The organism is Spirosoma jeollabukense (genome assembly GCF_054777855.1).
In genome coordinates this window covers 536,158-562,483 of sequence record NZ_BAAHAD010000003.1, presented here as the reverse complement: position 1 = coordinate 562,483, position 26,326 = coordinate 536,158, and the positions used below count along the sequence as shown (strand labels likewise).

At 47.6% G+C, this 26,326-nt stretch carries 25 protein-coding genes; 9 read left to right on the top strand and 16 right to left on the bottom strand.

From position 1 onward, the window contains the following. Positions 1–59 precede the first annotated feature (59 nt). Complete coding sequence (rsgA, locus tag ACYVEA_RS16520) at positions 60–986, top strand: ribosome small subunit-dependent GTPase A (RefSeq protein WP_461114528.1); 927 nt, start codon at positions 60–62, stop codon at positions 984–986. Positions 987–1,069: 83 nt separating this feature from the next. Here rsgA and ACYVEA_RS16515 read toward each other — a convergent pair whose 3' ends face one another. Beyond that, positions 1,070–2,461, bottom strand: a complete 1,392-nt coding sequence (locus ACYVEA_RS16515; RefSeq protein ID WP_461114527.1) for a cystathionine beta-synthase — start codon at positions 2,459–2,461, stop codon at positions 1,070–1,072. Positions 2,462–2,718: 257 nt separating this feature from the next. Between ACYVEA_RS16515 and ACYVEA_RS16510 the strand changes: the two genes are divergently transcribed. Beyond that, positions 2,719–3,126 (top strand): hypothetical protein, encoded by a 408-nt coding sequence (locus ACYVEA_RS16510; RefSeq protein WP_461114526.1) that lies wholly within the window; start codon positions 2,719–2,721, stop codon positions 3,124–3,126. A gap of 55 nt (positions 3,127–3,181) precedes the next feature. Here the strand turns inward: ACYVEA_RS16510 and ACYVEA_RS16505 are convergent, their stop codons facing one another. The 4 genes from ACYVEA_RS16505 to mce are packed head-to-tail and all read right to left on the bottom strand — an operon-like array spanning position 3,182 to position 6,954. After that, a complete protein-coding gene (locus tag ACYVEA_RS16505) occupies positions 3,182–3,748 on the bottom strand; it encodes a hypothetical protein (protein WP_461114525.1) in 567 nt (188 codons plus the stop codon). Next, positions 3,745–4,836 carry an AAA family ATPase gene (locus ACYVEA_RS16500; RefSeq protein WP_461114524.1) on the bottom strand — a complete coding sequence of 364 codons (1,092 nt, stop codon included), beginning with the start codon at positions 4,834–4,836 and terminating at the stop codon, positions 3,745–3,747. Before ACYVEA_RS16500 ends, ACYVEA_RS16505 begins: the two co-directional genes overlap by 4 nt. A gap of 51 nt (positions 4,837–4,887) precedes the next feature. Then, positions 4,888–6,498: a M1 family metallopeptidase gene (locus ACYVEA_RS16495; RefSeq protein WP_461114523.1), complete on the bottom strand. Its 1,611-nt coding sequence runs from the start codon at positions 6,496–6,498 to the stop codon at positions 4,888–4,890. A gap of 48 nt (positions 6,499–6,546) precedes the next feature. Further along, positions 6,547–6,954: a methylmalonyl-CoA epimerase gene (gene mce / locus ACYVEA_RS16490; protein ID WP_461114522.1), complete on the bottom strand. Its 408-nt coding sequence runs from the start codon at positions 6,952–6,954 to the stop codon at positions 6,547–6,549. Positions 6,955–7,036: 82 nt separating this feature from the next. Between mce and ACYVEA_RS16485 the strand changes: the two genes are divergently transcribed. Continuing rightward, positions 7,037–7,363, top strand: a complete 327-nt coding sequence (locus ACYVEA_RS16485) for a HesB/IscA family protein (protein WP_046577768.1) — start codon at positions 7,037–7,039, stop codon at positions 7,361–7,363. 170 nt (positions 7,364–7,533) lie between these two features. Continuing rightward, positions 7,534–8,103 (top strand): acyl-CoA thioesterase, encoded by a 570-nt coding sequence (locus tag ACYVEA_RS16480; protein ID WP_461114521.1) that lies wholly within the window; start codon positions 7,534–7,536, stop codon positions 8,101–8,103. A 126-nt stretch (positions 8,104–8,229) separates the two neighbouring features. Here ACYVEA_RS16480 and ACYVEA_RS16475 read toward each other — a convergent pair whose 3' ends face one another. The 4 genes from ACYVEA_RS16475 to ACYVEA_RS16460 all read right to left on the bottom strand — a co-directional run bounded on the left by ACYVEA_RS16475 (position 8,230) and on the right by ACYVEA_RS16460 (position 11,762). Continuing rightward, positions 8,230–9,258: a methionine synthase gene (locus ACYVEA_RS16475; RefSeq protein ID WP_461114520.1), complete on the bottom strand. Its 1,029-nt coding sequence runs from the start codon at positions 9,256–9,258 to the stop codon at positions 8,230–8,232. 66 nt (positions 9,259–9,324) lie between these two features. Then, the gene (locus ACYVEA_RS16470) at positions 9,325–10,287 is read right to left on the bottom strand and encodes a phytanoyl-CoA dioxygenase family protein (RefSeq protein WP_461114519.1); all 963 of its coding nucleotides are present in this window, start codon (positions 10,285–10,287) and stop codon (positions 9,325–9,327) included. Between the two features lie 161 nt (positions 10,288–10,448). Further along, entirely contained in the window at positions 10,449–10,958 is a 510-nt protein-coding gene (locus tag ACYVEA_RS16465; protein ID WP_461114518.1) for a GNAT family N-acetyltransferase, read from the bottom strand. 21 nt (positions 10,959–10,979) lie between these two features. Beyond that, the gene (locus ACYVEA_RS16460; RefSeq protein ID WP_461114517.1) at positions 10,980–11,762 is read right to left on the bottom strand and encodes an SDR family NAD(P)-dependent oxidoreductase; all 783 of its coding nucleotides are present in this window, start codon (positions 11,760–11,762) and stop codon (positions 10,980–10,982) included. Positions 11,763–11,899: 137 nt separating this feature from the next. Between ACYVEA_RS16460 and ACYVEA_RS16455 the strand changes: the two genes are divergently transcribed. Next, the gene (locus ACYVEA_RS16455; protein ID WP_461114516.1) at positions 11,900–12,367 is read left to right on the top strand and encodes a Uma2 family endonuclease; all 468 of its coding nucleotides are present in this window, start codon (positions 11,900–11,902) and stop codon (positions 12,365–12,367) included. A gap of 49 nt (positions 12,368–12,416) precedes the next feature. Here ACYVEA_RS16455 and ACYVEA_RS16450 read toward each other — a convergent pair whose 3' ends face one another. Beyond that, positions 12,417–13,610, bottom strand: coding sequence for a Gfo/Idh/MocA family protein (locus ACYVEA_RS16450; protein WP_461114515.1), 1,194 nt, complete (start codon positions 13,608–13,610; stop codon positions 12,417–12,419). A gap of 80 nt (positions 13,611–13,690) precedes the next feature. Here ACYVEA_RS16450 and pnuC point away from each other — a divergent pair, with 80 nt between their 5' ends. From pnuC to ACYVEA_RS16435, 3 genes are all read left to right on the top strand, one after another. Next, positions 13,691–14,362: a nicotinamide riboside transporter PnuC gene (pnuC, locus tag ACYVEA_RS16445; RefSeq protein WP_461114514.1), complete on the top strand. Its 672-nt coding sequence runs from the start codon at positions 13,691–13,693 to the stop codon at positions 14,360–14,362. Further along, positions 14,359–15,324: an AAA family ATPase gene (locus ACYVEA_RS16440; protein ID WP_461114513.1), complete on the top strand. Its 966-nt coding sequence runs from the start codon at positions 14,359–14,361 to the stop codon at positions 15,322–15,324. Before pnuC ends, ACYVEA_RS16440 begins: the two co-directional genes overlap by 4 nt. A 166-nt stretch (positions 15,325–15,490) precedes the next feature. Further along, positions 15,491–15,799 (top strand): isoamylase early set domain-containing protein, encoded by a 309-nt coding sequence (locus ACYVEA_RS16435; RefSeq protein WP_461114512.1) that lies wholly within the window; start codon positions 15,491–15,493, stop codon positions 15,797–15,799. 87 nt (positions 15,800–15,886) lie between these two features. Here ACYVEA_RS16435 and ACYVEA_RS16430 read toward each other — a convergent pair whose 3' ends face one another. Together ACYVEA_RS16430 and ACYVEA_RS16425 are read right to left on the bottom strand one after the other, a co-directional pair. Beyond that, on the bottom strand, positions 15,887–16,837 hold the full coding sequence (locus ACYVEA_RS16430) for a hydroxypyruvate isomerase family protein (RefSeq protein WP_461114511.1): 951 nt from the start codon (positions 16,835–16,837) through the stop codon (positions 15,887–15,889). Between the two features lie 21 nt (positions 16,838–16,858). Beyond that, positions 16,859–19,999 (bottom strand): PVC-type heme-binding CxxCH protein, encoded by a 3,141-nt coding sequence (locus ACYVEA_RS16425; protein ID WP_461114510.1) that lies wholly within the window; start codon positions 19,997–19,999, stop codon positions 16,859–16,861. Between the two features lie 201 nt (positions 20,000–20,200). Here ACYVEA_RS16425 and ACYVEA_RS16420 point away from each other — a divergent pair, with 201 nt between their 5' ends. After that, complete coding sequence (locus ACYVEA_RS16420; protein ID WP_461114509.1) at positions 20,201–20,437, top strand: GlsB/YeaQ/YmgE family stress response membrane protein; 237 nt, start codon at positions 20,201–20,203, stop codon at positions 20,435–20,437. A gap of 202 nt (positions 20,438–20,639) precedes the next feature. On the opposite strand, the gene ACYVEA_RS16415 is transcribed toward ACYVEA_RS16420, so the two are convergent. From ACYVEA_RS16415 to ACYVEA_RS16400, 4 genes are all read right to left on the bottom strand, one after another. Further along, a complete protein-coding gene (locus tag ACYVEA_RS16415) occupies positions 20,640–22,355 on the bottom strand; it encodes a GMC oxidoreductase (protein ID WP_461114508.1) in 1,716 nt (571 codons plus the stop codon). A 72-nt stretch (positions 22,356–22,427) separates the two neighbouring features. Beyond that, positions 22,428–22,958: a gluconate 2-dehydrogenase subunit 3 family protein gene (locus tag ACYVEA_RS16410; protein WP_461114507.1), complete on the bottom strand. Its 531-nt coding sequence runs from the start codon at positions 22,956–22,958 to the stop codon at positions 22,428–22,430. A gap of 297 nt (positions 22,959–23,255) precedes the next feature. Beyond that, positions 23,256–24,314, bottom strand: a complete 1,059-nt coding sequence (locus ACYVEA_RS16405) for a YncE family protein (RefSeq protein WP_461114506.1) — start codon at positions 24,312–24,314, stop codon at positions 23,256–23,258. Then, positions 24,311–26,272 carry a TonB-dependent receptor plug domain-containing protein gene (locus tag ACYVEA_RS16400; RefSeq protein WP_461114505.1) on the bottom strand — a complete coding sequence of 654 codons (1,962 nt, stop codon included), beginning with the start codon at positions 26,270–26,272 and terminating at the stop codon, positions 24,311–24,313. Before ACYVEA_RS16400 ends, ACYVEA_RS16405 begins: the two co-directional genes overlap by 4 nt. Between the last annotated feature and the right edge of the window lie 54 nt (positions 26,273–26,326).

The window sequence follows — 26,326 nt, the reverse complement described above, 5'->3', positions numbered from 1 at the left end:
TTATTTCACTCCGCTTCGGCGGTTATCTTTCACTCTTTCACTCTTTCATTCTTTAAAAATTGCAAAACGGCCTAATTATACGCTCCACGGGTTCCTGGTATGACATTCGCAATGCGGACGGACATATTTTTCAGGGTCGACTGAAGGGAAAATTTAAAATTAAAGGGCTGAAATTCACGAATCCAATTGCCGTTGGCGACCGGGTGACGTTTGATGTGGAGGACGAAATCGAAAACACGGCTATCATCACCGACATTGCCCCCCGCGAGAATTATATAATCCGGCAGTCGGTCCATAAAACAGCGCAGGGGCACATTCTGGCGGCTAATCTCGATCAGGCGGTGCTGCTGGCCACACTTGCCATGCCGCGTACGTCGTTGGGTTTTATTGACCGTTTTCTGGTTTCGGCCGAATCATTCCGCATTCCAACGACCCTTGTTTTCAATAAAGTAGATATTCTGAGCGACGATGGCCTTGACTTTCAGCAGGAAATCATAGAACTATACGAGCGCATTGGCTATCAATGCCTATCTACGTCGGCGACGGAGGGGGAAGGTGTAGACGCCTTTCGAAACTTGCTCGACCACAAAGTAACGCTACTGTCAGGACACTCGGGTGTTGGAAAATCATCCTTAGTCAATGCTATTTCTCCCAACCTGAACCTGCGCACAAATGAGGTGTCTACGTTCGCCAACAAAGGCGTTCATACGACGACTTTCGCAGAGATGTTCGAATTAGCACCCGATACGTATATCATTGATACACCGGGTATTAAAGAGTTGGGATTGATGAATACGTCGAAGGAAGAAATCGGGCACTATTTTCCCGAAATGCGCGACCGCCTGAATCAGTGTCGATTCAACAATTGCCTGCACCTCAACGAACCCGGCTGTGCCATAAAAGAAGCTGTCGCCCAGAACGAAATTGCTGAAAGTCGCTACATGAGTTACCTCAGCATGATGGATGGTGGGGATAACCGACGGTAGGTTAAAGATGTATGATGTAGGGTGTATGATATATGCTTTAATAGGAGCAATCATATATCATACACCCTATATCATACATCTTTTCAGTTCGTCATTGCGGCCAGCAAATCGGCCTGGGTGATGATGTGAACCTGCTCTTTTTCGTCGCGGACGAGCAGCGCTTTGTTGTCGCGGTCAATTAACGACGACAAGGCATCAATGGTATTATCCAGACCAACGAACTTAAATGGCTTATCCATTACGTCGCTGACGGGTTGATCTTTTACGCTTGGGTCCTCAATAAGACGGTTTAAAATCGTAGAGTCGGTCAGGCTGCCAACAATGTGGCTATTCTCATCTGTAACCGGAATCTGCGAAATACCGTAGCGATTCAATACGTGAATAGCCTGACTAATCGATACGCCCGAACCAATCGTTGTTAACTGCGAGTTCGATCCATCGCCCCGACCTGCTTTGTGATGGATAATATCGCGGGCCGTTTTAAATGCCCGATCCTCCAGAAAGCCGTGGTCCTTCATCCACGTATCATTGTAAATCTTGGCCAGATAGCGCGTGCCGTGATCGGGGAGCAAAATCACCAGTACGTCATCATCAGTAAGATTATCCTTCGCCCACTCCAGTGCACCGTGTACAGCCGTGCCGCATGACCAGCCGACAAACAGCCCTTCTTCGCGGGACAAACGTCGGGCCATAATGGCAGCATCTTTGTCAGTGACTTTTATAAAGTGGTCAATGACGCTGAAATCCACATTTTGTGGGAGAATATCTTCTCCAATACCTTCCGTTAGATACGGGTAAATTTCGCCCTCGTCGAACTGTCCCGTTTCCTTGTATTTCTTGAACACGGAGCCGTAGGTATCCAGTCCAACCGTAATCAGGTCTGGACGCTGCTCCTTCAGGAATTTCGACGTACCGGAAATCGTGCCGCCCGTTCCTACACCAGCCGCAAAATGCGTAATTTTACCGTCGGTATCCCGCCAGATTTCAGGGCCGGTTGTCTCGTAATGAGCGGCCGTATTGGCAGGATTATCATACTGGTTTGGATACAATGAATTCGGGATATCGCGGTTTAGTTTTTTCGCAACCGAATAATAGGACCGTGGATCGTCGGGTGCTACGTTGGTGGGGCAAACGACAACTTCAGCGCCAACTGCCCGCAGAATATCAATCTTCTCCTTCGACTGCTTATCGGCCATTGTAAAAATGCACTTGTAGCCTTTGCCGATCGCGGCCAGCGCAAGCCCCATGCCCGTATTTCCGCTGGTGCCCTCGATAATCGTGCCACCGGGTTTCAGAATACCCTGCGCTTCGGCGTCTTCGATCATGCGAATGGCAATGCGGTCTTTAACGGAGTTGCCGGGATTAAAATACTCGACCTTCGCCAGCACCGTTCCCCGAATTCCCTTTGTGACTTTGTTAAGTTTCACCAAAGGCGTGTTGCCAATGGTGTCGATAATTGAATTATAATAGTTCATGGCGGTTATTGTCGGTTTTAGGCAATTCTGTGGCGATTTGTTGTATAATCTAGTAAAGTAAACGCCAGAACCCGGTAGATCGTTTGACCGACTGCTAGGTTGCGGGACAGTTATCAGCCGCTCAACAGTTCGTGGGTCAATTCTAACCATTCAGGGCACGTTTTAGCATCTTCGTACAAACTTCTGTTTATGAGACGTTTGGCGCATCCTACCTTTGATCCGTTCTTCTTTTAAACCACAAACAAATACGAACAACCATGAAAATTTTAGCACAATCAATCCTTACCGCCCTGCTCCTAAGCACGGCCACGCTGGTATCCACAGCCGCTACAACAGCCGAAAATCCAGCAGCGCCAACCGCCACAACAAGTTCATACAAAGTGGCTGTTTTTCCATCATCCTCTGCGCCTAAACTGAATGTATATGTTGAACGGAAGCCGGGCCAATTCATGCTTATTTCCCTGAAATCTCTCGATGGAGCCTTATTGAGCAAACAGCTCGTCGGCAAAAAAGAGGGCAACTTTCACTTTAAATTCGATCTAAGCGATTTACAGGATGGTCAATATAAAGTTGAAGTAGTTTCTGGAAACGACGTAACGGTTCACCCGGTTACACTTACGACAAAGCCCGCCCAAATTGCTGCGCGTGTACTCACACTGAATTAGTTGAGTAAATTAAACATACAAACGCCACGGCCTCACGGCCGTGGCGTTTGTATGTTTATGGCAATTGAGAGAGAAAGGCTTCGACTTGATGGTGGAAGTGTCGGAAGCTTTCAGAACGTGATTCTAACCAGGAAGCATTTAAGTCGACTAAAATTTCACTGGCAATTACTATCTGCTTCCTGACAATATTTGTATCACCATATACAGCTTTCTTCGCATCAAGACGTTTATGAGACTCCAATGGTGAGTTTTTACCCGGTTCATCTCGGTGGCGTTTGGTATACCAAAGCCAGTATTCAATGCATTGCACAGGTAAAATAAGTATCGCAGGGTGGCCTATACATCTATTCTCATAGTGGTCCTGACGAATCTTAATAATTGGCTTATTTTCTGTGTCTGCATCACGTCCAACAAACAGTACGTCCAGTCCTAGTCTAGCTCGCTGTCGCAAGGCATCTGGCAGGAGTTTATCAACCTGATCGCCATTTGTGGCCTTGAACCTCCATCGCTCATTCTCATCCTCAATGAACGTATCAGGGTATTGCTTGTCCAGGTATTTTTCTAAAAAGTTGCGCAGGGCTTCATCTTCACCAAAAAAGCCGTAAGTAATTATCCGACTCATTTTGGGACCCCTCCTAAAAAACCAACTGTCCAGGCATTTCCCAATGAGCTTGTATAATGTGGTGGTTCAATACCCAAACGCTTGCTTTCTTCTGTTTCTGGCTCGATAATGTCTGTCTGTAGGTTTTTGACGTGCGTGGCACCTTCATCGTCTTTATCAAAAATAAAGACAGAATTTGGCATATCTTTAAACATATCCACGACCGTAGGGCTGTGCGTGGTCATAATGACCTGCACACCTTTATCCTCTGCTAACGCGAAAATGAATTGAATAACCTCGTGAATCCGGCGCGGATGAATACCTTTTTCGGGTTCCTCAAGAAGGAGAAGTTTGGGCGGATTGGGTTGATTGATTATACAAAGAAGAGCTAGAAAATATAAAGTACCTTCTGAAAGCTCATCAGCCCAGTAGGTTACATCTTGCTTACCATTTTTTAGCCCAATACGTTTGAAGGAATAATCTTTCCTGCCATGTAATTTTATCAATTCATCTGTTCGCGCAGCATCATCTAGCTTAATTTCAACGAACTCAGAGACACACTTGTGTAAATCCGTTTCTATTTGATAAAAAGCAGTCCTACGGTACTTGCTAAGCATTAAATCTAAGAACCCCACTAAGTTCGAGGCATCAGAACTGACTACTTCTTCACCAGTCCCTACAGGACCGGGTTGAGTAAGTTTATTTGGATCAGGTTTATAAATTTTTACCTTTTCGAGATCAGATAGAGAAATTGGGAATTTTGGCGATTGACCTAGAATAACATCTCCAAGCAGAGAATTTTTGTAATACCCTCTTACATCATTTAGCTCACCCACATCAAAAAAAAATTTGATAACTCTAGAATCAAAATCTTCATTATCAGATGGCCACAACAACTCTATATTTATCTTATTCTGGAATTTTTTCTCGAAATTAATTTGATTAACATCATGTTTCTTGCCTTTTCTATCGGGTCCTATTAACTCCAATGCCTTCAAAAAATTCGTCTTGCCGGAGTTGTTCGGGCCGATGAGCAAATTGACTTTTTGAAGGTCGAGTGTTACGTCTTTTAGGCTCTTGAAGTTCTGGATGGAAACGCGCTTGAGCATGGTCGGAGAGCGGTTAGTGGCAATGGAAGCGCCAAGTCGCAAGTTAGGAATTTAGTTAGCCGTTTGCGTCGCTCGCATCAGCACGGTATTGTCGGGGTCGATTACGACGGAAGTGGGTTTGGTGGCCAGCGGAATGGTGAATGTCTGCGTTGGTCCAGTCATGGTCAGGCGGGCGCTACGTTGCACCTCGCGCCCGTTGTTACCCCGAATGCTAAACGTTAGCGGGATCGTGAAATACGCACCACTACGTTGCGCCTGCCGAACATCAATCACCAGGGCTTTTTTAGCCGCATCGTAGCGGGAGCCCCAGACGATGTCGGGGAAACCGGGTTGGGAAAGCCACTGCTGGAAAAACTGCCCCAATTTTTTACCTGATGCGCTTTCCATTACAGCCTGAAAATCGCTGCTCTGCGCATTGGCATTGCGGAATTTCTCGTAATACGCCCGAATACCTTTCCAGAATATGTCGTCGCCAAGTTCGTGACGTAGCATGTGCAGCACCCAACCGCCTTTCTGATACGAATTCGGGTTTAGCAAATCCATCAGATTTGTCGTAGTCGAGTCAATAATGGTGCTTTTTGGCTTAAGCGCTACGTAGCGAAAAATCTGGTTTTTGTTTTGATTCAGCACCGCATTGAGCGTATCGCGGCCATAGGCATGTTCGAGATAAAGGGCCGAAAAATACGTAGCGAAACCTTCACTCAGCCACAGTTGCGACCAGTCGGTTTCGGTCGCCGAGTTGCCAAACCACTGGTGGGCAATTTCATGGGCCAGCAACGCTTCTACGTCTGAATCTTTCTTGCCGACAATAATCTTTTCGTCGTAAAAAATGCAACTGGCGTTCTCCATACCGCCAAAAATCGTAGTCGACTGAACGTTAGCCAGTTTCTCGTAGGAATACGGCCCAATTTTATCGATGAAATACTGTAGAATCGTTTTAGCTGGACGATAATCGATAAATCCTTTCTTGCTGTCCTCCGGATAAAGCCAGCTTTGAACCGGCACACCACTCACCGCACCGACCTCGTCGACCGCAAAGTGGGCCGCGCCAATCACCATCACTTTCGTTGGAATGGGCGTATTTTCCTGCCAGCGTGTTAGCTTCCGACCATTTGGCAAATTACTGTCGCCCAATAATTTACCATTAGCAATGACGCGATACGCAGCAGGTGCATTGACAGTGAATGAACAAGTGGCTTTGTCGGATGGGTGGTCAACGACAGGCAAATAATTTCGGGCGTTGTTGGGCCAGTTGTCCCCAAAAAATGTGCGTTCGCCAAATTTATTCTGGCTAATAATCAAGCCTCTGGCTGGTGTACCCTCATACCGAATCACGACCTCCGTTGGTTGGCCGGGAGCGGCTGGCAAATTAATAAATACCCGGTCGTTCCGTTGGCTAAACGGTGTTGCCTTCCCGTCGTTCAAGCTCACCGAGCGTACTTTCATGCCCGTTTTTGAGGAATCGGCCTTGCTGCCAATCAGGTCAAACCAGACGGTTTGCCGGTCGTCGGCGCGGACAAAGCGAATCGTTGTTTCACCCTGAATCTGGTTGGTTGAGTCGCTTAACGTAAGCGAGAAAGCATAGTTCTGAACGTCGACGCCGGGCTGGGTATATCGTGCTACGTTGCTGGGTACCTGGGCATTGGCAACTGTCGCAATCAAAGCCAACAGTGTTATCAAGATTTTTTTGTTTCCTTCCGTCATTCTACTTTACTCCTTAATTTCCTGACACAGTTCGATTAGTACGCCGTTCGTGGCTTTTGGATGCAGGAAACACACTAGTTTATTATCGGCTCCGCGTTTAGGAGCCTCATTTAATAACGTAAACCCTTCGGCTTTTAGCCGCTCCATTTCGGTTTCAATATCGTCCACTTCAAACGCTATGTGATGAATACCTTCGCCCTTTTTCTCCAGAAATCTGGCAATAGGACTATCGGGGTTCGTTGCTTCGAGAAGCTCAATTTTGGTCTTATTTACCCGAAAAAATGAAGTCGTTACGCCTTCCGATACTACTGCCTCCAACTTATACGGCTTAGCGTTCAGTAGTTTGGCAAATAGCTCGTTCGATGCGGCAATGTCGCGAACGGCAATTCCGATGTGTTCGACGTTTGTTAGCATAGGTAAGAGAAGAACTTTTCTGTTTGGCCGAAAGTTATAGAGAATAGCATTGATATGCGTCAATTACGACTCTATTACGACCATGGTTACTGTCTCAGAAATCGCTAAAAATAAAATTGTTGAACTCCGTCAGAAAGATGGTCTTGCCGAAAACACCGCCATCCGCGTAGCTGTAGAAGGCGGAGGATGCTCAGGCTTGATGTATGATCTCCAATTCGACGCGACGCAACAGCCAACTGACCATCTCGTTGAAGATAAAGGCATTAAGATTTTGGTAGATCGCAAAAGCCTGCTGTATCTGGCCGGTACCGAACTTGACTTTTCGGACGGTCTGAACGGAAAAGGTTTCCAGTTTAAAAATCCTAACGCAACACGCACCTGCGGTTGCGGAGAAAGTTTCGCTGTCTGAACCGCATCGGCGGCCCGGCAGGATTTGAATGATTTGCTTGATTTTTGAAAGGCCGCTACGTAGCGGCTTTTTTATTTATCCAGATTCCAGGACATTATGGAGATTTGTTAGATTGCGCAGCAAGACAAAATCATAGTCCATCATTCAAATCAAATAAATCCCGGTTCCAGATGCTAGCCAAACCCGTTAACCATTCGCGCACGACACTTACGGAGTTAATGATTCCGGCTTATGCCAATTTTGGAGGCCGCGTACACGGCGGTACGTTGTTATCACTAATGGACAAAGTGGCTTATGCCTGCGCGGCTAAACACGCGGGTCAGTACTGCGTGACGGTTTCCGTAGACAATGTGAACTTCCGGCAGCCGGTTGAGGTGGGCGAGTTGGTTTCGTTAATGGCATCAGTCAACTACGTTGGTCGAACTTCGCTGGTGGTAGGCATCAAAGTGATCGCCGAAAATGTGAAGTCTGGCAGTGTCAAACACACGAACACCAGCTATTTTACAATGGTCGCGAAAGATGAAGCTGATCGCCCAACCGAAGTACCTCCCCTCCTACTCGAAACACCCGACGATATCCGCCGTTTTCTGGAAGCCATGAAACGCAAAGAACTTCGTTCTTCTTTTAGTGAGCATTTCGACAACGCCAAAACGCGCATGCTCCTAACCGAAAATATTGACAAACTGACAACTGAGCGGTGCCAACTGGCTGATGGTCTGGAACAGGAGTTGCAGGATTAAAATGATTTTGCTTATTTTATATAAATCTGATATACAGATTTATATAAAATTTTTTTGAATTTAGAGAGATTCGTCAAATACGGAAAACAAAATCAAGAAAATCATTTAAATCACATAAATCCCGGTTTAGATTTCACCCCGAACCATCTTCGCACCTGCCACCATATTGGCTAGTTTCTGCTTTGCCGCCCAACGAGCCGTCTGACTTAGCCCACAGTCGGGTGCTACGGCCAGTTTCTCGGCAGGAACAAAGGGCAAACATTTACGGATACGTTCCGCTACGTCCTCAGGTGTTTCGATGTAATAGCTTTTAACGTCGATTACGCCCACTGCTACGTCGAATTTTTCGGCAAAGCGTTCCAATAAATGTACTTCGCTAAAGTTCAGGATAGTCATCTCAGAGTGGAGTTCATCGACCGTCATATCCAGGAAATCGGGTAGCATAGGCGCAATACTCTTTTTGCCAACCGACCGCCCTTTGTAGTTTCCAAAACAGAGGTGCATGGACAGTCGGGTTTTTCCTACGCCGGGCGCTACCGTCCGGTTGAAAATATTGACAAACCGCTTCGTGTCTTCACGATATGCGTAGCAGGACATGGATGGTTCGTCGACACAGATTTCAGGCACACCCAGCGCAACCAGATCTGCGATTTCTTTATTTACCAATGGTAAAAGGGCTTCCGTTACGTCCCAGCGATCTTTATAGAGATTTCCGGGTAATAGTCGGCCACTAAGCGTATAAGGGCCTGGAATGGAAACCTTTAACCCTTGCCCTTTAGGAGCTAGTCGCTTCAGACGTAAGTATTCTTCCACGACGCCCAATCCTTTTGGGGCCGTTAGAATTTCAACAATGTTATGCTTGCCTCGCTGGTCGTGGGCAGGTGGGCCGAATCGGCGGAGTTCGGTTTCGTTATTCTGAATACCGTTAATGTACCCGTAGAACGATAAATTAAAGTCAAAACGGGTTTGTTCGCCGTCGGTAATGACATCTAATCCGGCATTAACCTGATCATGAACGGATGCTACGACAGCATCTTCAATCATTTCATTGAGATCGGCCGGACCAAATTGGCCCAAATGCTGGCTGGAGAACTCAAGCCAGCCGGGAAACGGCATCGAGCCAACAACGGTAGTTTTAATAGGAACGGGCTGCAAGGTATGAATGGTTTAGGAGTACTACTGGATCGAACTATTTATTCAATAGTACTCCTAAATTACTGATCAGAATGGCTTTTTTCCAATTAGTTTTTTTACTACTTCTTTTAGCAGAACCGGTAAGGTAAAATTGTGACTCACAGCGTATTTAAACCCGCCGGTGTTAATGGTTTCAATAGGTTTGCCGTTTTCGCTATGCTGCACCACCTTACCGGTAGCAATGTTGACAACATGACGGAGATTGAGGTTATTCGCGAACATATCGGAGAAGCGGGGCGAATAATACATGCAACCCTCAAAATAGTAATGAGTTACCTGCGACCAGCGTGTCCGGTTTTCCCCTTTAATGGGCATTCCACCATGCACCAAGTTCGACGACCAGATCAGCACATCGCCCTTCTGCAAATAAATTTCCTGGCGCTTATAGCCATTGGCTTCCATAAACTCTTCCATGAACTCCTCATAATGAGGATACTCAGCATAGTTTTCTTCCGCTTCGATACCAATGTCGAAGTAATTGAATTCTTTTTGCCGATGCGAACGAGGATAATAAAATAGTGGGCCGTTGTTGGTGTCAGTTTCTTCCATAGCCACCCAGACACCACACATGAACCGAGCGGGCGTGCTGCTGAAATGGATCGTATCGGAATGCGCCCGTTGTTGGGTACCAAACTTAAAATTTAGTGTCTGGAACGGAATCGGTTCGCGGTCGTACAGTAAACGTAGTACGTCGAAAATTTGGGGTTGGCTGGCTACATCCCGTACTGACGAATATTTTTTCCATAAATCCTGGTGGCGCGTGGGTTGTTCGCCTACCCGGGCCGGATACTCGTGCTTAATTTCGTTCAGCGTGCGATCGATCAAGTCGTGACTTACGATCTGGCGTAGTACCAGAAAGCCTTCCCGGTTATAGTGCGTAACCATTTCCCGTTGTTCGGGTGTCAACTCTTTTTTCTGCAACAGGTCGTCAAAAAAAGGAGACTCGACCCACGGCAGATTCATTTTTGTGGCTACTGAGACGTTTTTCATTGAATTTTATAGAGAGTGCGAGGATACACTTATTGAAACAGCTGTTGACAATAGGCATCAATGACCAGCCTGATTTTCAGCAATGTTAATAAAAATCAGCTATACATTTCTTAAAAGCCAATCTAAATGAATTTTCTAGTCAAATGGCCTCAACTTTTTCGTTAACGGTCAAATTGATACTCGAACCACAGCATATTTTCAATCCGGTCGAACAGCGTAAATTTATTTTTCTCCAGTACTTTCTGGGACGCTACGTTCTCGGTCTCTGTATCGGCCACAACCCGCAAAACATCCGGTTGCTGTCCGGCCCACTGCACCAGCCCGGCAACCATTTCACTCATGTAACCCTTTCGTCGTAGAGCCGGATACGTACCGTAGCCAATCTCGACAGCACCGGTTTCGTCGGGTTCGCCCTTAAACTTGGCTTCAGCCACAAAGCACTGCTTCTCGCGATCAATGGCCATCCACATAGTATGGAAAAGGGGATCATTAGCGGGGTCTTTCAAGCGCGGAATAGTGAAATACGAAACAATACTCACCATAGGTTCGATGACTTCCCGATGCATTTTCTTCAAGCCAAGTGCCTGCTCCAATCGATAATTATCAGTCACATACAACTGAAGCTGATTAAGTGTCAGGGGAACGAGTGTTAGACGGGCTGTTTCAATCATGGCCGTTTACTTATCAATCAGCTAGATCTGTCCCTCACTCACACTCCAGCCACCATCCACTGTCAACACTTGCCCCGTGGCGAAGGCCGAATAATCGGACATGAAGTAAACAGCAGCGCCATCGAGATCGTTAGGTTGACCAATACGTCCGCCATCGAGCGGTTGCTTGGTTTTCGTGAACGCCATAATGGACTCATTTTGCGTAGCCCGTTGCGCCATCTGTGTTTCGACCAATGCCGGAGCCAACACATTTACCCGAATGTTGTCATTAGCGTAGTAAGCCGCTACCGACTTCGTAAAGCCAATAACCGCCGATTTCATGGCGGCATACGCATGGGTAGCAAAATACATCGGCGAAGGTCGCTCGCCCAGCACGGAGCCCATATTCAGGATAGTTCCACCCCCACCCTGCGCCCGAAATGCCCGCACGGCGGCCTGGTTGGATAACATCAATGACGTCAGATTGAGATTGACGGTATAGTTCCAGCCATCAAGTGTGAGATCATGAAGGGGACCATCACCGAAACGTCGGCCGCTGCCACCCGCTACGTGGTACAGACCATCAAAACCACCAAAAATCTGCTGACAAAGGGCAATGGCTCTAGGCGTAGTTTGCGGCTCTGACGCATCGCCCGACATGGCCAATCCGTTGCCGTCGAGTTGTTGTTCAGCAATCGTACAACTTTCAGGATTTCGCCCAACGACAACTACCTGCGCTCCTTCGCGTACAAACGCCAATGCAGCCGACAAGCCCATGCCCGACGTACCGCCGACCACAACAATCTTTTTAGACTCTAACCACATGCTGGTAAGCTGTTTTTTGCGATGCAAGAAACGAAAATGACTGTCGATCAGCAACTGCTCTCCTGAATTGTTCGTTTAGTGAGTTCATTTTATCAGCCTTGCCGTTTTTGTTTATCTTTGAAAAAACGCTGTTCGCTATGGAGACGAATCAGATAGAGTTCTTAGAAGAGTACCACTCAGAAGACATCAGGTCATTAAATCATTCAAAGATTATTCACCGCCTGAGTGTTGCCCTTGACCGTTATGAAAACACATATGATATTCTGCCAGAACTGGAGCTAGAGCTTTCCACGGGTAAGTGTAAACCGGACGTAGCGGTTTACCAAAACCTACCTATAGACTGGTTGAATGACATAATTTATTACAATCAGCCACCTATTATAGCCGTTGAGATTCTTTCACCAAAGCAGGCACTCACCGATCTTACGGATAAGGCTTATAAACAGTATTTTCCGGCAGGTGTTCAGTCCGTATGGCTGATTATTCCTACCCTCCGTATTATACAGGCATTATTCCCCAATGGCTCAATGTATACTTGGGCAAGTGGTACAATGAAAGATTCAGTTACAGGTATGGAAATTGACTTAGGATATTTGTTTAAGTAAGTATGTCGACTGGGGCGCGTGAGCCTTTGATTCAAGCGCCCCAGTTGGTTTACACCAAATCCCTCTCGATGATTTTCCCGCTGGCTTTCTCTTTCAGGATCACCTTATTCCGGCCGTCGTGGGTCATTTCCTGCTTGATCAGGTAATGATCCGCGTCGTACTCAACAAGCGTAGACTCCGGCTTTAGCCCTTCCTGTCCACGCCAGACGGGCAAATTAACCTTCTCCCATTGCTTGGTTTCGGCAGATTTATAGGCAGCATCCAGTACGGCATTCACTACGTATCCATCGTAGAAAGTTTCGGCAGGTTCGCGGCCTTCTTCCTGCGATTTGAACATGTCGGTAAACATGTGATTATACCCCAGATCGTTGACTTCATCGCCAACGGGGAATAGCCAGCCCGTGTTGGATTCAGCCTTTTCTGCTACGTAGTCTGCTCCTTTTCCGGTCGTAAACATCTCGAAACCCGTCCGCAGGAAGTTGTTGATCCAGATAGTACCTTCGGTGCCCATCACCTCGTCGCGCAGGTCCATGCCCCCGCGAAATGTCCAGCTTACTTCAAACTGTCCGATAGCGCCGTTTTCGTATTTTACCAGCGCAATGGCATGATCTTCAGCGGCAATGGGTTTTACCTGGGTAGCAGCCCAACACATTACCTCAACCGGCTTTACGTCTTTACCAATAAAATTGCGGGCAATCTCGACACAATGACAACCCAAATCAAGCATACAGCCGCCCCCGGCCTGCTCTTTGTCCCAGAACCAGTCGGAATGGGGTCCAGGATGCGTTTCGCGCGATTTTGCCCAGAGAATTCGGCCCAGGGCACCATTTTTGACACTCTCCAGCGATTTCAAAAACTTAGGTGTGTAACAAAGATCTTCGAGATAACCGGCGAAGATGCCTGCTTCTTCAACCGTTTTCATCATACGAAGTGCTTCGTCGGCGTTACGTCCCAGTGGCTTTGTGCACACAACCGATTTCTTGTGTTTCGCACATAAGTTAACAGCCATTTCGTGAATGTTGTTGGGTAATGCGATGCAGACCATATCTACGTCAGGGTGCGCAATAACATCTTCCATATTGGTCGACGAAAAGTCGCAACCGTAGTCAACAGCGAACTTTTGAGCGGTTTCTTCCCGGCGGGCATAAATGGCTACGACTTTGTCGCGGCTACGTTGACCGTGGATGGATTCGGCGTAGAAGCGGCCAATGAAGCCGCCACCGAGCATGGCAATACGTTGCATAAAATAGGAGTTCAGGTAAAAGGTTAATCTGTACTTTCGCACAAGTAAACCTAGAGAACGCCCACCGATTATTTTTACATATGCCCAATTTTTTTGACATCCATTCCATTTTCTTTACCGTGTGGGATTACTCCATGAGTTACCTGGAGTTCTTTGGCGTTGTTAGTGGTTCGATTGCTACGTGGCTGGCTGCCCGGGCCAATGTCTGGAGCTGGCCCATTGGCGCGGCCAGCGTTTTGTTGTTTTTCTTTTTGTTCTACCAGATTCAACTCTATCCAGACATGTTTCTGCAGGTGTTCTTCTTCATCACAAACCTGCAAGGCTGGTGGCGTTGGACACACCCAAAAGCGCAGGAAGCCGATCAGCATAACGAACTTCGCATTACCCGACTCATTGGACGACCGCTCGTTATGGTTCTACTGGGTGGCGTAGTCGCAACGGGAATATTAGGCGCTTTCGCACAGAACCTGCATACCTGGTTTCCAGTGATGTTTAGCCAACCCAGCGCCTTCCCTTATCTGGATTCTTTTACGACCGTCATGAGTATCATCGGTACGTTTATGATGATTCAGAAAAAGTTGGAATGCTGGTGGATATGGCTGCTCGTGGACATCATCAGCACGTACATGTATTTTACGAAAGGCGTTAAATTAGTCGGTATCGAATATGCAATCTTCTGCCTGATTGCCTTTCAGGGCGCCTGGCACTGGACGAAGGAATACCGTAGCTACAAGTCAATAACCCCAGCATGACGACAGGGTTGATTTTTGGCAAGTTTATGCCGGTTCACAAAGGGCATCTGGCATTGATTGAGTTTGCCAGAACGCAATGCGACCGGCTTATTGTATCGATGAGCGTTACGCCCGACGACCCGATTTCACCTGAATTGCGGCTTCGCTGGCTAACGGAACTGCTGGCTCCCTACCCGACCATTGAGGTAGTCGCCGAAGCCGACGATTTTCATGATCCAACCTTGCCAATCTGGGAAGCCACTAAGTTATGGGCGGCCTTTATCAAGCGTCGATTCCCGGAAGTGAGCGTATTTTTTTCTTCCGAAGATTATGCCATTCCTCTGGCGCATCACTCCGGTTTGCGACACGTAGCGTTTGACCCGCTCCGGCAGCAGGTCCCCATTTCAGCTACGCTGATTCGGCAGAAGCCATTTCATTATTGGGATTACATTCCCGATGATGTACGCCCTTACTTTGTCAAGAAAATATGCTTGTATGGCCCGGAAAGCGTTGGTAAAACGACCATGGCCCGTCAGCTAGCGACCGAATATGAGACGGTTTACGTGCCTGAAATGGCCCGCGACATACTTACATCTAACGACATTACAATCGATGATATGATCAAAATCGGTCATGCACAAACGCAAGCAGTCATACAGGCAGAACGCGTTGCCAACCGCATTTTGTTTTGCGATACGGACGTCATCACTACCCAGATTTATTCAGAGATTTATTTGCACTACGTTCCACCAATACTCTATAAATTGGAAAAGAAAATCCACTACGATGCTTACGTACTGTTAGATATTGATGTTCCATGGGTAGCCGATAATCTGCGCGATTTTAGCCATAAACGCCCCGAGATGCTGGCTCGTTTCCGGGAGGAGCTTACCAAACGAAAATTACCGTACACACGTATAAGTAACTCATTTTCAGACCGATTTCTGGCACTTAAGCAACTTGTAAATCAACTATTAGCCTAGATCACATACCATTTAGTAAATAAAATGCTGCTTTGTATAAATAACTATAAAACAAGATACATTAATTAGAATTATATGAAGAATATAAGCAATTAACCTGCTGATAATTATGAGTTTATTTATTTTGTTATATAATTTTGCAGAAGGAACCAAACAATCAATTTATATGGCAGTTGCCAAACAATTTCTCAAAAGCAAGCCTCTTGCAAAAGTAACGTTTGAGTTGTCGGCAGAAGCCGTCAACGGTGCAAAAACGGTCGCTCTGGCCGGTGATTTCAACGGTTGGGACCCCGCTGCCCAAGCCCTGAAAAAACAGAAAGATGGTTCATACAAAACTACGGTTGAACTAGCTGTTGGTGCCGAATACCAATATCGTTACGTACTGGACGGTACGACATGGACAAATGATTGGGCTGCTGACAAATACGTTGCCAGCGGTGTAGCCGGTGAAGAGAACTCCGTTGTTGTTCTCTAGAAAAGAAATTAGAGTAAACGTTCAATGGGTAAGCAGGTCGATACATATCAACCTACTTACCCATTGAACGTTCTGTTACGTATCCGTCTACACCGTAAAATTGTCCGACTCAACGTAGGCCTTGATAAGGGCTACTTCGCCTTCGGTTCCCTTCTGCGACTTGCCGTGCTCCATGCCGAAGATGAACTCTTTGTTTTCAGCTTTCTGCTTCTGGTAAATGTGTTTAAACACATTTTTATAGTTAATCTCACCCGTTGTCGGCTCATTGCGTCCGGGATTGTCACCAATCTGGAAGTAACCGATCTCACTCCAACACCAGTTGATATGCGGGATAATATGGCCTTCATTTTTCTGCATGTGGTAGATGTCGAATAGAATCTTACACGACGGACTATTGACAGCCCGGCAGATTTCATAGGTTTGATCAGACGTCCGCAGAAACAGATTTGGCGTATCGCTGAGCGGTTCAAGCACCATGGTCAAACCGCCCTGAGCCAGTATGTCGGCGCCCCGACGCAAGGCATCAATAACGTTCCCCGTCTGAATCCCGATAGGTAGATTACGTTCAAAATCGCCCGGCACAACGGTTGTGAATTTTGCATTGACGCGCTTGCCTGTTTCAACGGCTTTCTTACATCCGTTCAGGAATATGTCCACAAATTCGGGCTTTCCAGCCGCGAGTGTATTCTGACTATTTCCCCCTTTATCGAGCACAAAAACGCCCATTACCATATTCAGGCGGGTCATTTCTTTGGCTATTTTCTCCTGCGTAGCCGCATCGCGCCCCATCATGCCATTGTCTTCAAGGGCCGTAAAGCCCATATCGGCCATGAACTTAAGTTGATCAATGAGGTCTTTACCTGCACTGTTCTCAAACATGCCAAAGTGGGGCGCATATTTGAGTTTAAAATTATTTTTAGCCAAAGAGCTGGGCTGTGAATGCCAATTGTTGGCTACTACGTCGCTCGAAACAGCGGCACCTGCCAGGCTTAAGCCAGCCGCTCCAAACGTTGATTTTACAAAGTTGCGTCGTTGCATAGTGGTTGTAAATCCCGGTTCTTATTTGTTTTTTTTCAGGCTCGCCAAATAATCAACGAGGTCTACTAACTCTTGGGTACTCATGGATTCCTGCAAACCGGATGGCATCATAGATGGCTCGATCTGTTTCATTGATACAACATCGGCCATTTTGTAATTCTGGACCACACCACCCGGAAATTTCATTTGCAGGTCGGTTTCTGTTTTGCTGGAGATAATGCCGGTCATGGTACTGCCATCTTTAAACTTCACATCCCACCCTTCAAAGCCGAAACTGATGCCCGCATCAGGATGTAGAATGGCTAAGTATTGCCCTTCCTTGGGCAACTTAGACCCTATTTCCGACAGTTTCGGGCCAAAGTCCATACCTTCGCCGTTTACCTGGTGGCAAATTGAGCAGTTATTCTTGAAAACCAAAACACCCTTTGTCGCATCGCCAGTCATGGCCAGTAATTCATTCATGCCGGGCAGTTTTTTGCCTTCGACACTTTGCGCGCCGTCTAAATAGCTGGCCGCTTGCAGCCGAATGTTTTTGCGCCAATCACTGCTTACACCCTGCGCAGCCGCTTTTTTATAATCGCCTTTGATATCACCAGACTTCAAAAGGGCAAGCACTTCATTGGCCCCATCCATGCTGCCACCCAGCGAGCGAGTTGCTTCCTTACGTAGCGCAGTTGGGCGTTTTTCGTCCAGGGCGACCGTTTTCAATATATCAATGGACTCCTTATTTCCCACGCGACGTAAAGCAACCAGCATGTTTGTAGCGGCTTCGGCATCACCCGAAACGTCGGACCGCGCATTAATAACTTCCCAGACCATTGGGCCACCCTTTTGCTTCAGCAATTGCCGGACAGCGTCGCGTCCCATACCGTCCATAGCTTTTTGTATGGCCAATTGTTTTAAATGTGCATTTTCGGAAGTGGGTTCATAACGTGTCACGAGTTCAATGTATTCGGGCGTTCCGTATACGTCGCTCATAAGTTTGGTTAGCGCGGCCTGAGCTACCTGGTTCTGCTGAACAAAAGCCGGATCAAGGTGACGTAACGCCAGTTTCGTTACGTCTGTTGAGTTGGTATTCGCCTGTAAAATACCCAGTAAGGCCGTCGATTTTTCGGTAGCCCCCGGATTGAAATCAAACGCCCGGAAATAGCGAAGTCGCTGGTTTACATTAACCGCCGGATCGCCCGCCAGCTTGGCCAGCAAAGGTACAGATTCCTTTGTCCGGGCGCGCCAGACGATGTCACGACCACCTGCATTAGCCAGAGGATCGTTATTCATTTGTTTTACCCAGGCCGTGTAATACGTATCCCAGTTGCCATCGGCACCGATACCCAGCGCTTCCAGATACCAACGATCTTTTCCGTCGTATTTACTGGCTAACTGCGCCCATAACGCTGGGGCCTCAGGTGACGTACTCCTGCGTAGGGCAATGGCGCATTCGCGAAGAACCTGTGGGTCGGGCGGTCCGACGGTTCGGTCGTTAACCAGTTGCTTCACATAGGGGATAATGTCAGCTTTAAGTTCGCGAGCGGCCCGTAGCCCGGCGATGCGTATATCAGGATTAGCGCTTTTCAACGCCGTTTCAATATATTTTGGTCCTTTGTCTAGTTTACTCAACAACCACAATGCACGAGCCTGCATCCGCGGATTGTCGGAGGATTTATACAGTTTCGCTAGTGATTTTTCGGCTTTTTTATCCAACTCGCGCAATTTAACCCAACCCGCATACCGAATGTCCATATTAGGGCTTTGTAACGCTTCGATAGCCCCTTCAGTAGTTGAAACGTCCACTTTGGGCATTGTGTACGGCGAGTTTGGCGGTGCCACCCGATAAACACGGCCTCTATTCTGATCGCCCGCCTGGTGGCCACCCACACCGGGATCATACCAGTCAGCAATGATCAGCGAGCCGTCGGGCGCTACGCACACGTCGGCAGGCCGGAACCACTGATCACGGGCACCTTCCAGTACGTTTACGATCTCGGCTTTGTAACCAGCACCATCCTTTTGCACGGGATACGAGCGGACTACGTTCGGTCCGGCATCGCAATGAATCATCTGGTTCCGAAATACATCGGGCAACAGTTTACCTTCATAGACAATCATACCCGTTGGCGAGCCTGCACCCGTTTGCAGCAGATTTGGCACAACGCCAGGGTCGTTCAGGTGCCAGTGACGTAGTGGAATTTCGGCTTCGAGGTTGTCCCGATTGGCCTGCCAGCCCGCGCCTGTCATTTCATCGGTATAGCCATAATTACCGTATTCCATGACGTAGTTAATCCGGACACCTTTGTTGCCGTCGTCGTCGTTGTCCGATTGCCAGAGCGTACCGTAAGAGTCGACGGCGACTTCATAGTTATTGCGAAAATTCTGACCTAATACTTCTACGTTCTTCCCATCGGGGTCGCAACGAAAAAGCATTCCCATTTTAAAATTCTGCTTATCAATGGTTTTACCGGTAGCCACATCAACAACAGGCTTGCCGTCTTTATCGAGTAGCTGACCACCTTCATTACCAAAGTTGAAGTACCATTTGCCATCCGGCCCGAAGACAAACGTGTGCATGCCGTGGTCATGCTGCTCACCACCAATACCCGTAAAGAGCAATTCTTTTTTATCGGCTTTATCGTCACCGTTTTCATCCGTTAATACCCACACATTCGGGCTGTCGGATACAATGACTTTGTTGCCTTGCACCCAGATGCCTAACGGAGATTCGATACTTGGGTCCTGATAAAACACCTTACTGACATCAGCCTTGCCATCGCCATTGTTATCTTCCAGAATCACAATGCGGTCACCTTCTTTATGTGTCGGATTGCCATTAATCGCCGGACGGTAATTATAGGCTTCACAAACCCATACACGCCCGCGGGCATCCACGTCGATGTTAGTCGGATTTGTCAACATTGGCTCAGCAGCAAAAAGTGTTGCTTCCAGGCCCGGTGTTACGTTCAAACTCCCAACAGCATACTTGGGATCATGTTTGTCGTCGTCGCTAAGGTTAGCAAAAAGGCTCGTGAGGTAACTCCCCGAAGCTGTATTGAGGTTTCGATTCTGGTATGCGCCAATGAAAGCTCCACCTACAACCAAACCGGCTGTGGAGAGGGCTATAGCCCGACGAAAAAATGTGGAGGGTTTAGCCTTACGGAAAGGTTTCATACGTTAGGACAGGCGAATAGGAGTTGATTATCAAATAGCAAAGACAGCATTACATACTAGGTTAAAACGACAAAGTTGGTAGTTTATACCCATCTCCGGCCAAAAATAGCAATCCATTTTTTCTTGCTATAATGCTAATTACGTACGTTTTACGTACCATTGCAGAGCCAGCCTGGCAAATCACCTAATCTTCTTACACATATGGGCTTCTTATATTCAATTTTACTCGGCGGAATCGCCGGTTACATCGCAAGTCGGCTTATGGACAGTCATAACTCGGCTATCGTTAATATTCTGCTTGGCATTGTAGGTGGTTTCGTTGGTGGTTTTGTTGCGAAGCGTCTGGGCAACGATCCGGAGAACGATGGATTATTTATGAATCTGCTAATTTCCGTAGTTGGAGCCGTTCTGCTAATTTTTGTTGGACGACTGTTCTAATCATTAGTTGTTTACTACGAAACTGCTCAGGTTCTACCCCTAAATCCCCTGAAGGTACTTTGTGCCTACTCAAACAAAGTCCCCTTCAGGGAATTTAGGGGTAGAACCGATTAGAAAAAAGTAAATCCTTAATAATCTGCTACGTAAAACGCCGGGTCGAATAAGTTTTCGACCCGGCGTTTTACGTAGTGAGGACTGGTAATTAAATAGTCTTTCGCTTCATTTCTTTCACGGCGAAATCGGCGGCACGGGCAGTCAAGGCCATGTAGGTCAGTGATGGATTGACGCAGGAAGCCGATACCATGCAGGCACCATCCGTGACAAACACATTATTGACACCATGAATCTGGTTATTCGCATTCAGCACCGACGTTTTAGGATCTTTACCCATGCGGGCGGTACCCATTTCGTGAATGGCCATGCCTAAGTATGAGCCATTATCGTAACTTTTCACGTTTTTCAGGCCCGATGCTTCCAGCATCTCTTTCGCATCGTTCATCATATCGACGCGCATTTTCTTCTCATTCTCTTTCAGCTCCGCATCAAATACGACCAGTGGCATGCCCCATTTATCTTTTTCGGTTTTGTGAAGATACATGCGGTTTTCGTAATACGGCAGCGTCTCACCGAAACCACCCAACCCCATTGTCCAGGGACCGGGCGTAGTGAGTTCATCTTTATAATCAGCCCCAAAACTCATTTCGGCGATGTTCCGCTGCCATCCCGTCCGGCTACCTCCACCCTGATACCCGAAACCGCGCAGATAATCGCGTTTGTCATTACCAATATTACGGTAGCGAGGTACGTAAATACCGTTGGCCCGGCGACCGATGTAGTATTTGTCCAGATCCCCTTCCCAGATCCCCGACGCGCCCGTGCGGAAATGGTGGTCCATCAGGTTGTGGCCCAACTGCTCAGAATCATTGCCCAACCCATTCGGGAAGCGGTTCGATTTTGAGTTCAGCAGAACAGCCGTTGATCCTAATGTACTGCCGCAAACGAAAACAACCTTGGCGAAATACTCTTTAGGCTGCATCGTAACGGCATCAACAATACGTACGCCTGTCGCCTGCTTTTTATTTTCGTCGTACATAATCTCCGTAACAACCGAATCAGGACGGAGGGTTAAGCGACCCGTTTTAGCCGCCGGAGGCAACGTACAGGACTGAGTGCTGAAGTAAGCGCCGTATGGGCAACCCAACGAACACTTGTTCCGGTACTGACACGGCGCGCGCCCAACGCCTAGTTGAGCTTCACCCGCTTTCGAGAGATTAGCCACCCGGCCAATGGTCATGACCCGACCAGGAAAATTCTTCTCAATACGTTTACGAACTTCTTTTTCCACGCAGTACATTTCCATCGGTGGCAGAAATTCGCTGTCGGGCAGTTGGGGCAAATTCAGTTTCTCGCCCGAAATACCGACAAACTTTTCGACGTAGGAATACCAGGGCGCTACGTCCTTGTACCGAATGGGCCAGTCAATGGCGATACCATCTTTGGCATTAGCTCCAAAGTCAATGTCGCTTAGCCGATACGATTGGCGTCCCCACATAATGGATTTACCACCAACGATATTGGGTCGGTACCAGTCGAACCGCTTATCCTCTTTGTAAAGAGCATCGGTATCCTTCATCCAGTACGTTTCGGTCATTTCGTTGTACGGATAATCACGTGCCAGTTTCGGATGCGACTCTTTCTGCGCCATCGTCAGCCGACCGTTATATTTCAATTGCCACGGATCTTTCATGGCATTTTCGTAGCCTGTTACGTGTTCGAGCTGGTGTCCTTTTTCGAGCATCAGCACCCGTAACCCTTTCTCGGTTAGCTCTTTGGAGGCCCAGCCGCCTGCTATTCCCGAGCCAATGACAATGGCATCGTAGGTTTGCTCTTTTACCGAATCAATATTGAGATAAGACATTACTTAAAGTCGATAGTTATTAGTCAGCAGTTGGCAGTCAATTACAAAATGATAGTTGGTAGCCACTTGGCATTAAAGTGCCCAGGTTTTTTGACCGGGTTTGAGGGGCATGCAGCCGTTAAATTGACCCGGCACCGGCAAGTATGCCAGCGCTTTTGTTGCGCCAATTTCGGAGGTGAAATAACCCGTGGTGGTCAACTCCTTCATCCGCAGAAAAAATGGCTTATCGGCGGTCATGGTCTGCTTAACCATTTCGTTTTTCTGAGCCGCGTCCAATTCCACAAATCCTTTGCCAAATTTCGTCTTGCTATCGGCATCCAGTTTGGCTAACCCAGCGTAGAATTTATCCTGATCCTCTTTGGGATAGCAATCCCGCATCACCCGAACGATGAATTTTTCGGCGCCAGCAGCTTTAGCACCTGGTGTGCTGGTTGTCGGAATAATTACATCAGCAACTTCGGCCAATAGGGCCTCCTGCTCAACCGTGACGGCCACGCTCGGGCCGAGGTTTGTTACGCGCCCCATAGCACCGGCCAGCGTGGGAGCCGACAGAATGCCGCCCATCATCAGGGCTGCCCGGTGTAAGGCTTCTCTACGTTTCATAGATTAGGAATGTAAAAGTGTTTTTAAACTCTAGTTGCAGAACGACTACGATACAATAACGTCAAGGAACCATCAATCATACCCTGGATCAGGAATTACTTATGAAAACATAGTGTCAAAAGATCAGTACATAGTCAAGGTTCTTTCTTCTCATAAAAATAGTCATTCTACCGAAATAAACAGCATTTTCCTACGTGTAAGGGCAGCTAAAAAGCGCCCAGATGAGATTGGCTCATCTGGGCGCTTTTTAGCTGCCCTCTCTGTACCGGGATAAAACCCAGTGTACCTATAAAAAATCTATCGGAAGTAAAATCCTGTTGGCGCAATTTCGGCTTTAACGGAGTCAATCAATGTTCCGCTTGATTCATAGCGTAAGACATACCCTGCCTGTGTATAGAGAAGCGGATTCTGACTGCCATAAATCTGCCGGGTCTGTGGGTCAATACCCAACGCACTGAATGAACGGGCAATAACCTGATTACCGGGCGTTGTCGTGGCGTCAATCGAAAGGTTATAGGTCTTACCATTTAGCGTATAATAAAACGATTTTCTATCGGTATTGATGATAACGGAAGCGGGCATGGCCGAAAAGGTCAATCGTTTGGCAACCAGACGGGTCAAAGGATCAATCTGCACCAGATCCTTGCCTGCCTGTAGCCATAGTTTCCCAGTAGCATCAAGGGCAATGGGCTCGGGCGTTGACCCAAAAGCAATACGTTGTTTTTCTGTATCCGTATTCAGATCAATGATTAACAGGGTTTTATCGCCACTGTAGGTAGTACTCCCGACAAACGCTTCCGTTCCAGACACAACCATTTTTTCAACGCCTTTCACGGCGGGTATTTTTTTGATAACCGTGCCTGTATTCAAATCCACGACGGCGATATAACCGGGATCTTTGTAAAACGTACCGGCGTTATAATCACCGGAAACGTCCCAGCAACTGATGTAAGCTTTGTTCAAACCGACCTGAATCACCTGACGCGGATTTTCGATATCCGGTGTTTTTAACGTAGCGCGGGACTTGAATGTACCCACCTCAACAATCTCGACCTTATCCTGACCCGTCGAACTATTATCGACCAGAATCAGCCCTTTACCATTAATTTCTGTGTAGCCCTGTATCCCGCCACTCAGGCCTAACGATGGATTTGCGGCCTGAAAAATATTAGTAGCTACTGTTTTACTGCTACGTGGCAAAAACGAGATCGTCCCGTTATTGCTGGAAAAACTACCCGAATTCAATATATATACGCCCGAATCATACGGAATTGGATCGGGATCGGAGGTTTTACAGTTCCAGACGCTTAGCGCCAACAGGCTAACGGCAATTGATTTTGTCAATTGATTTTTCATCGTGTATTAGTTGGAAAATTAATAATCAAGTTAAGCAGCCCGTTTCGTCCCGGCAGCGCATTTCGCTTCACACTAAACGCTAATGCATCGAATACGTTATTCACCTGTCCCTGAAGCCTGCCAGTTATAGAACCGACTTTCAGCGTACTCTCCAGAATGATATTCGTCAGTACGTTCCCCTTAAAAAACTGGCTATTGTCGAACGTAATATACAGCCGGGAGTTCGCCTGAGTTTGTACCGTCAGGCGCATCGGGCCACGTTGCACATACGTATTGAGTGTGCCGGTGTGCTCCGGTACGTAAGGCAATTGTTTCTCAACCACGTCCTGTGCATACGTATCATAGGCCCGCTTCTGTGACGACCGTGTCAGAGCGTATCCAAGGCGCAAACCCGCCCGCCAACCATTGCGGGCATAGGTAAGCGTAGTAGCCAGTTCGCCACCACGCGCTACGACTAATTGCAGGTTTTCAACGTGATAATTATCCGTAGGATTCCAGTACGTCCAATTGTCTACCCGGTTATGATAGGCAGTTGCTTCGGCGTTCAGGTTAAGGTGATCGGAGAAAACAATAGTTGCAGCTAATCCCGCTTCGGCATTCAGGCCACTTTCAGGAAGCAGGTTCGGATTGCCCAGGTCGATCCAATAGCGCTCGTTGAGCGTTGGTACGCGATAGCTGCGACTCACCGATCCTTTAGCCGTCAACGTAAACAGATCGTGTTGTATAACCTGGTATTCAGCGCCAAGCGATGGCGTAATGGGTGGATTAAAATGCGTTACGAAGGCTTGTCGAAGATTCGCTGAAATTAGCCAGCGAGTCGTCTGGAAACGTAGCAGCGCATATAAATCCCCCCGGTCTTCCTGAATTAACTGGCCGCCGTAGCCATCCGTTCGCGTTCGATAGTGCGACCACTCGCCCCCAACTCTCAAATTTAAGTGACTATTGATTTTAGTCTGCAACAAGCTAAACTCCCGCTCAACTCGGCCAATGAAACGATCCGTTGCCGTATGGCTGGGTTGTGAAAAATCGCCTTTGCCATAATCAATGACGTCACGAATCCACCCCAGGCGCAGGGTTGTCTGATCATTTTCATACGTAGCAAGCAGACGGGCTGACTGCGTACGGGTACGTTCACGAGCAATAGGGTCCTGGGGCGCAAGAGTCAGGTCATTATCGGTTAACCAGGCATTCACTGATAGCTGCTTACCACTTTTGTGCAGAAAATAAAGATCCTGCATGAATCCACGCTGGGCCGTGGCCGATTGTTCCATGAAATAATTGCGCCGTTCGGTATATGGGTAATCATTGTTAAACTTGTTCCGATAGGCAAATGTCTTCCCCGATAATTTCCAGTTCTGGCCCAACACCGAAGCGTATCGCATGCCCACCTGTGTGTTATTGTTTCGAAAGGAAGCCAGTTGCTGGCCAACGGTTACGTTAATACCCGGTTGCCAGACAGGACTGCTACCCAATAGCACACTCCCGCCCACAGCATCGGAGCCAACAACACTGGCTGAAGAACCGTACTGAACCGCCATCCGGTCGAAGCCAGCAACGGGAAGTGTCGAAAAATCCGTTTGGCCAAGGTTTGGCTGGTTGATATTGATGCCATTCCAGAGAACGGCAGTATGGTTGGCCGAGGTACCTCGAAACGAAACCGTCGCTAACTGACCGGGGCCGTAATTTTTAAACGCCAGTGGCGTATTGAACGCCAGCAGATCGGTTAGTGACCCAAATCGAAACTGAAGAAGCGTTGTTGAGTCGATACGTTGTAATTTCTGCCCCGCCAGAAATCGCTCGGGCGCGATGGCCCGCACCGTCACCAACGACAGCGATACAACTTGTCCTGTGTGCGGCTGGTCAGCCACCACCGTATCCGTTTGGGCGTAACTGATACGTCCATATAACAGGCTGACAAACAGACTTAAAACGAACCGCCAAAGGGTTTGCTTTCCCAATATCAATGAAAAATAACTGTACTCCAAAACGCTGGATTACCCAATCACTACGTT

Excerpts from the sequence above, each read along its gene's own strand:
- ACYVEA_RS16515 (WP_461114527.1), bottom strand. The coding sequence starts at position 2,461 with ATGAACTATTATAATTCAATTATCGACACCATTGGCAACACGCCTTTG.
- ACYVEA_RS16510 (WP_461114526.1), top strand. The coding sequence starts at position 2,719 with ATGAAAATTTTAGCACAATCAATCCTTACCGCCCTGCTCCTAAGCACG.
- ACYVEA_RS16505 (WP_461114525.1), bottom strand. The coding sequence starts at position 3,748 with ATGAGTCGGATAATTACTTACGGCTTTTTTGGTGAAGATGAAGCCCTG.
- ACYVEA_RS16500 (WP_461114524.1), bottom strand. The coding sequence starts at position 4,836 with ATGCTCAAGCGCGTTTCCATCCAGAACTTCAAGAGCCTAAAAGACGTA.
- mce (WP_461114522.1), bottom strand. The coding sequence starts at position 6,954 with ATGCTAACAAACGTCGAACACATCGGAATTGCCGTTCGCGACATTGCC.
- ACYVEA_RS16485 (WP_046577768.1), top strand. The coding sequence starts at position 7,037 with ATGGTTACTGTCTCAGAAATCGCTAAAAATAAAATTGTTGAACTCCGT.
- ACYVEA_RS16480 (WP_461114521.1), top strand. The coding sequence starts at position 7,534 with ATGCTAGCCAAACCCGTTAACCATTCGCGCACGACACTTACGGAGTTA.
- ACYVEA_RS16470 (WP_461114519.1), bottom strand. The coding sequence starts at position 10,287 with ATGAAAAACGTCTCAGTAGCCACAAAAATGAATCTGCCGTGGGTCGAG.
- ACYVEA_RS16465 (WP_461114518.1), bottom strand. The coding sequence starts at position 10,958 with ATGATTGAAACAGCCCGTCTAACACTCGTTCCCCTGACACTTAATCAG.
- ACYVEA_RS16460 (WP_461114517.1), bottom strand. The coding sequence starts at position 11,762 with ATGTGGTTAGAGTCTAAAAAGATTGTTGTGGTCGGCGGTACGTCGGGC.
- ACYVEA_RS16455 (WP_461114516.1), top strand. The coding sequence starts at position 11,900 with ATGGAGACGAATCAGATAGAGTTCTTAGAAGAGTACCACTCAGAAGAC.
- ACYVEA_RS16450 (WP_461114515.1), bottom strand. The coding sequence starts at position 13,610 with ATGCAACGTATTGCCATGCTCGGTGGCGGCTTCATTGGCCGCTTCTAC.
- pnuC (WP_461114514.1), top strand. The coding sequence starts at position 13,691 with ATGCCCAATTTTTTTGACATCCATTCCATTTTCTTTACCGTGTGGGAT.
- ACYVEA_RS16440 (WP_461114513.1), top strand. The coding sequence starts at position 14,359 with ATGACGACAGGGTTGATTTTTGGCAAGTTTATGCCGGTTCACAAAGGG.
- ACYVEA_RS16435 (WP_461114512.1), top strand. The coding sequence starts at position 15,491 with ATGGCAGTTGCCAAACAATTTCTCAAAAGCAAGCCTCTTGCAAAAGTA.
- ACYVEA_RS16430 (WP_461114511.1), bottom strand. The coding sequence starts at position 16,837 with ATGCAACGACGCAACTTTGTAAAATCAACGTTTGGAGCGGCTGGCTTA.
- ACYVEA_RS16425 (WP_461114510.1), bottom strand. The coding sequence starts at position 19,999 with ATGAAACCTTTCCGTAAGGCTAAACCCTCCACATTTTTTCGTCGGGCT.
- ACYVEA_RS16420 (WP_461114509.1), top strand. The coding sequence starts at position 20,201 with ATGGGCTTCTTATATTCAATTTTACTCGGCGGAATCGCCGGTTACATC.
- ACYVEA_RS16415 (WP_461114508.1), bottom strand. The coding sequence starts at position 22,355 with ATGTCTTATCTCAATATTGATTCGGTAAAAGAGCAAACCTACGATGCC.
- ACYVEA_RS16410 (WP_461114507.1), bottom strand. The coding sequence starts at position 22,958 with ATGAAACGTAGAGAAGCCTTACACCGGGCAGCCCTGATGATGGGCGGC.
- ACYVEA_RS16405 (WP_461114506.1), bottom strand. The coding sequence starts at position 24,314 with ATGAAAAATCAATTGACAAAATCAATTGCCGTTAGCCTGTTGGCGCTA.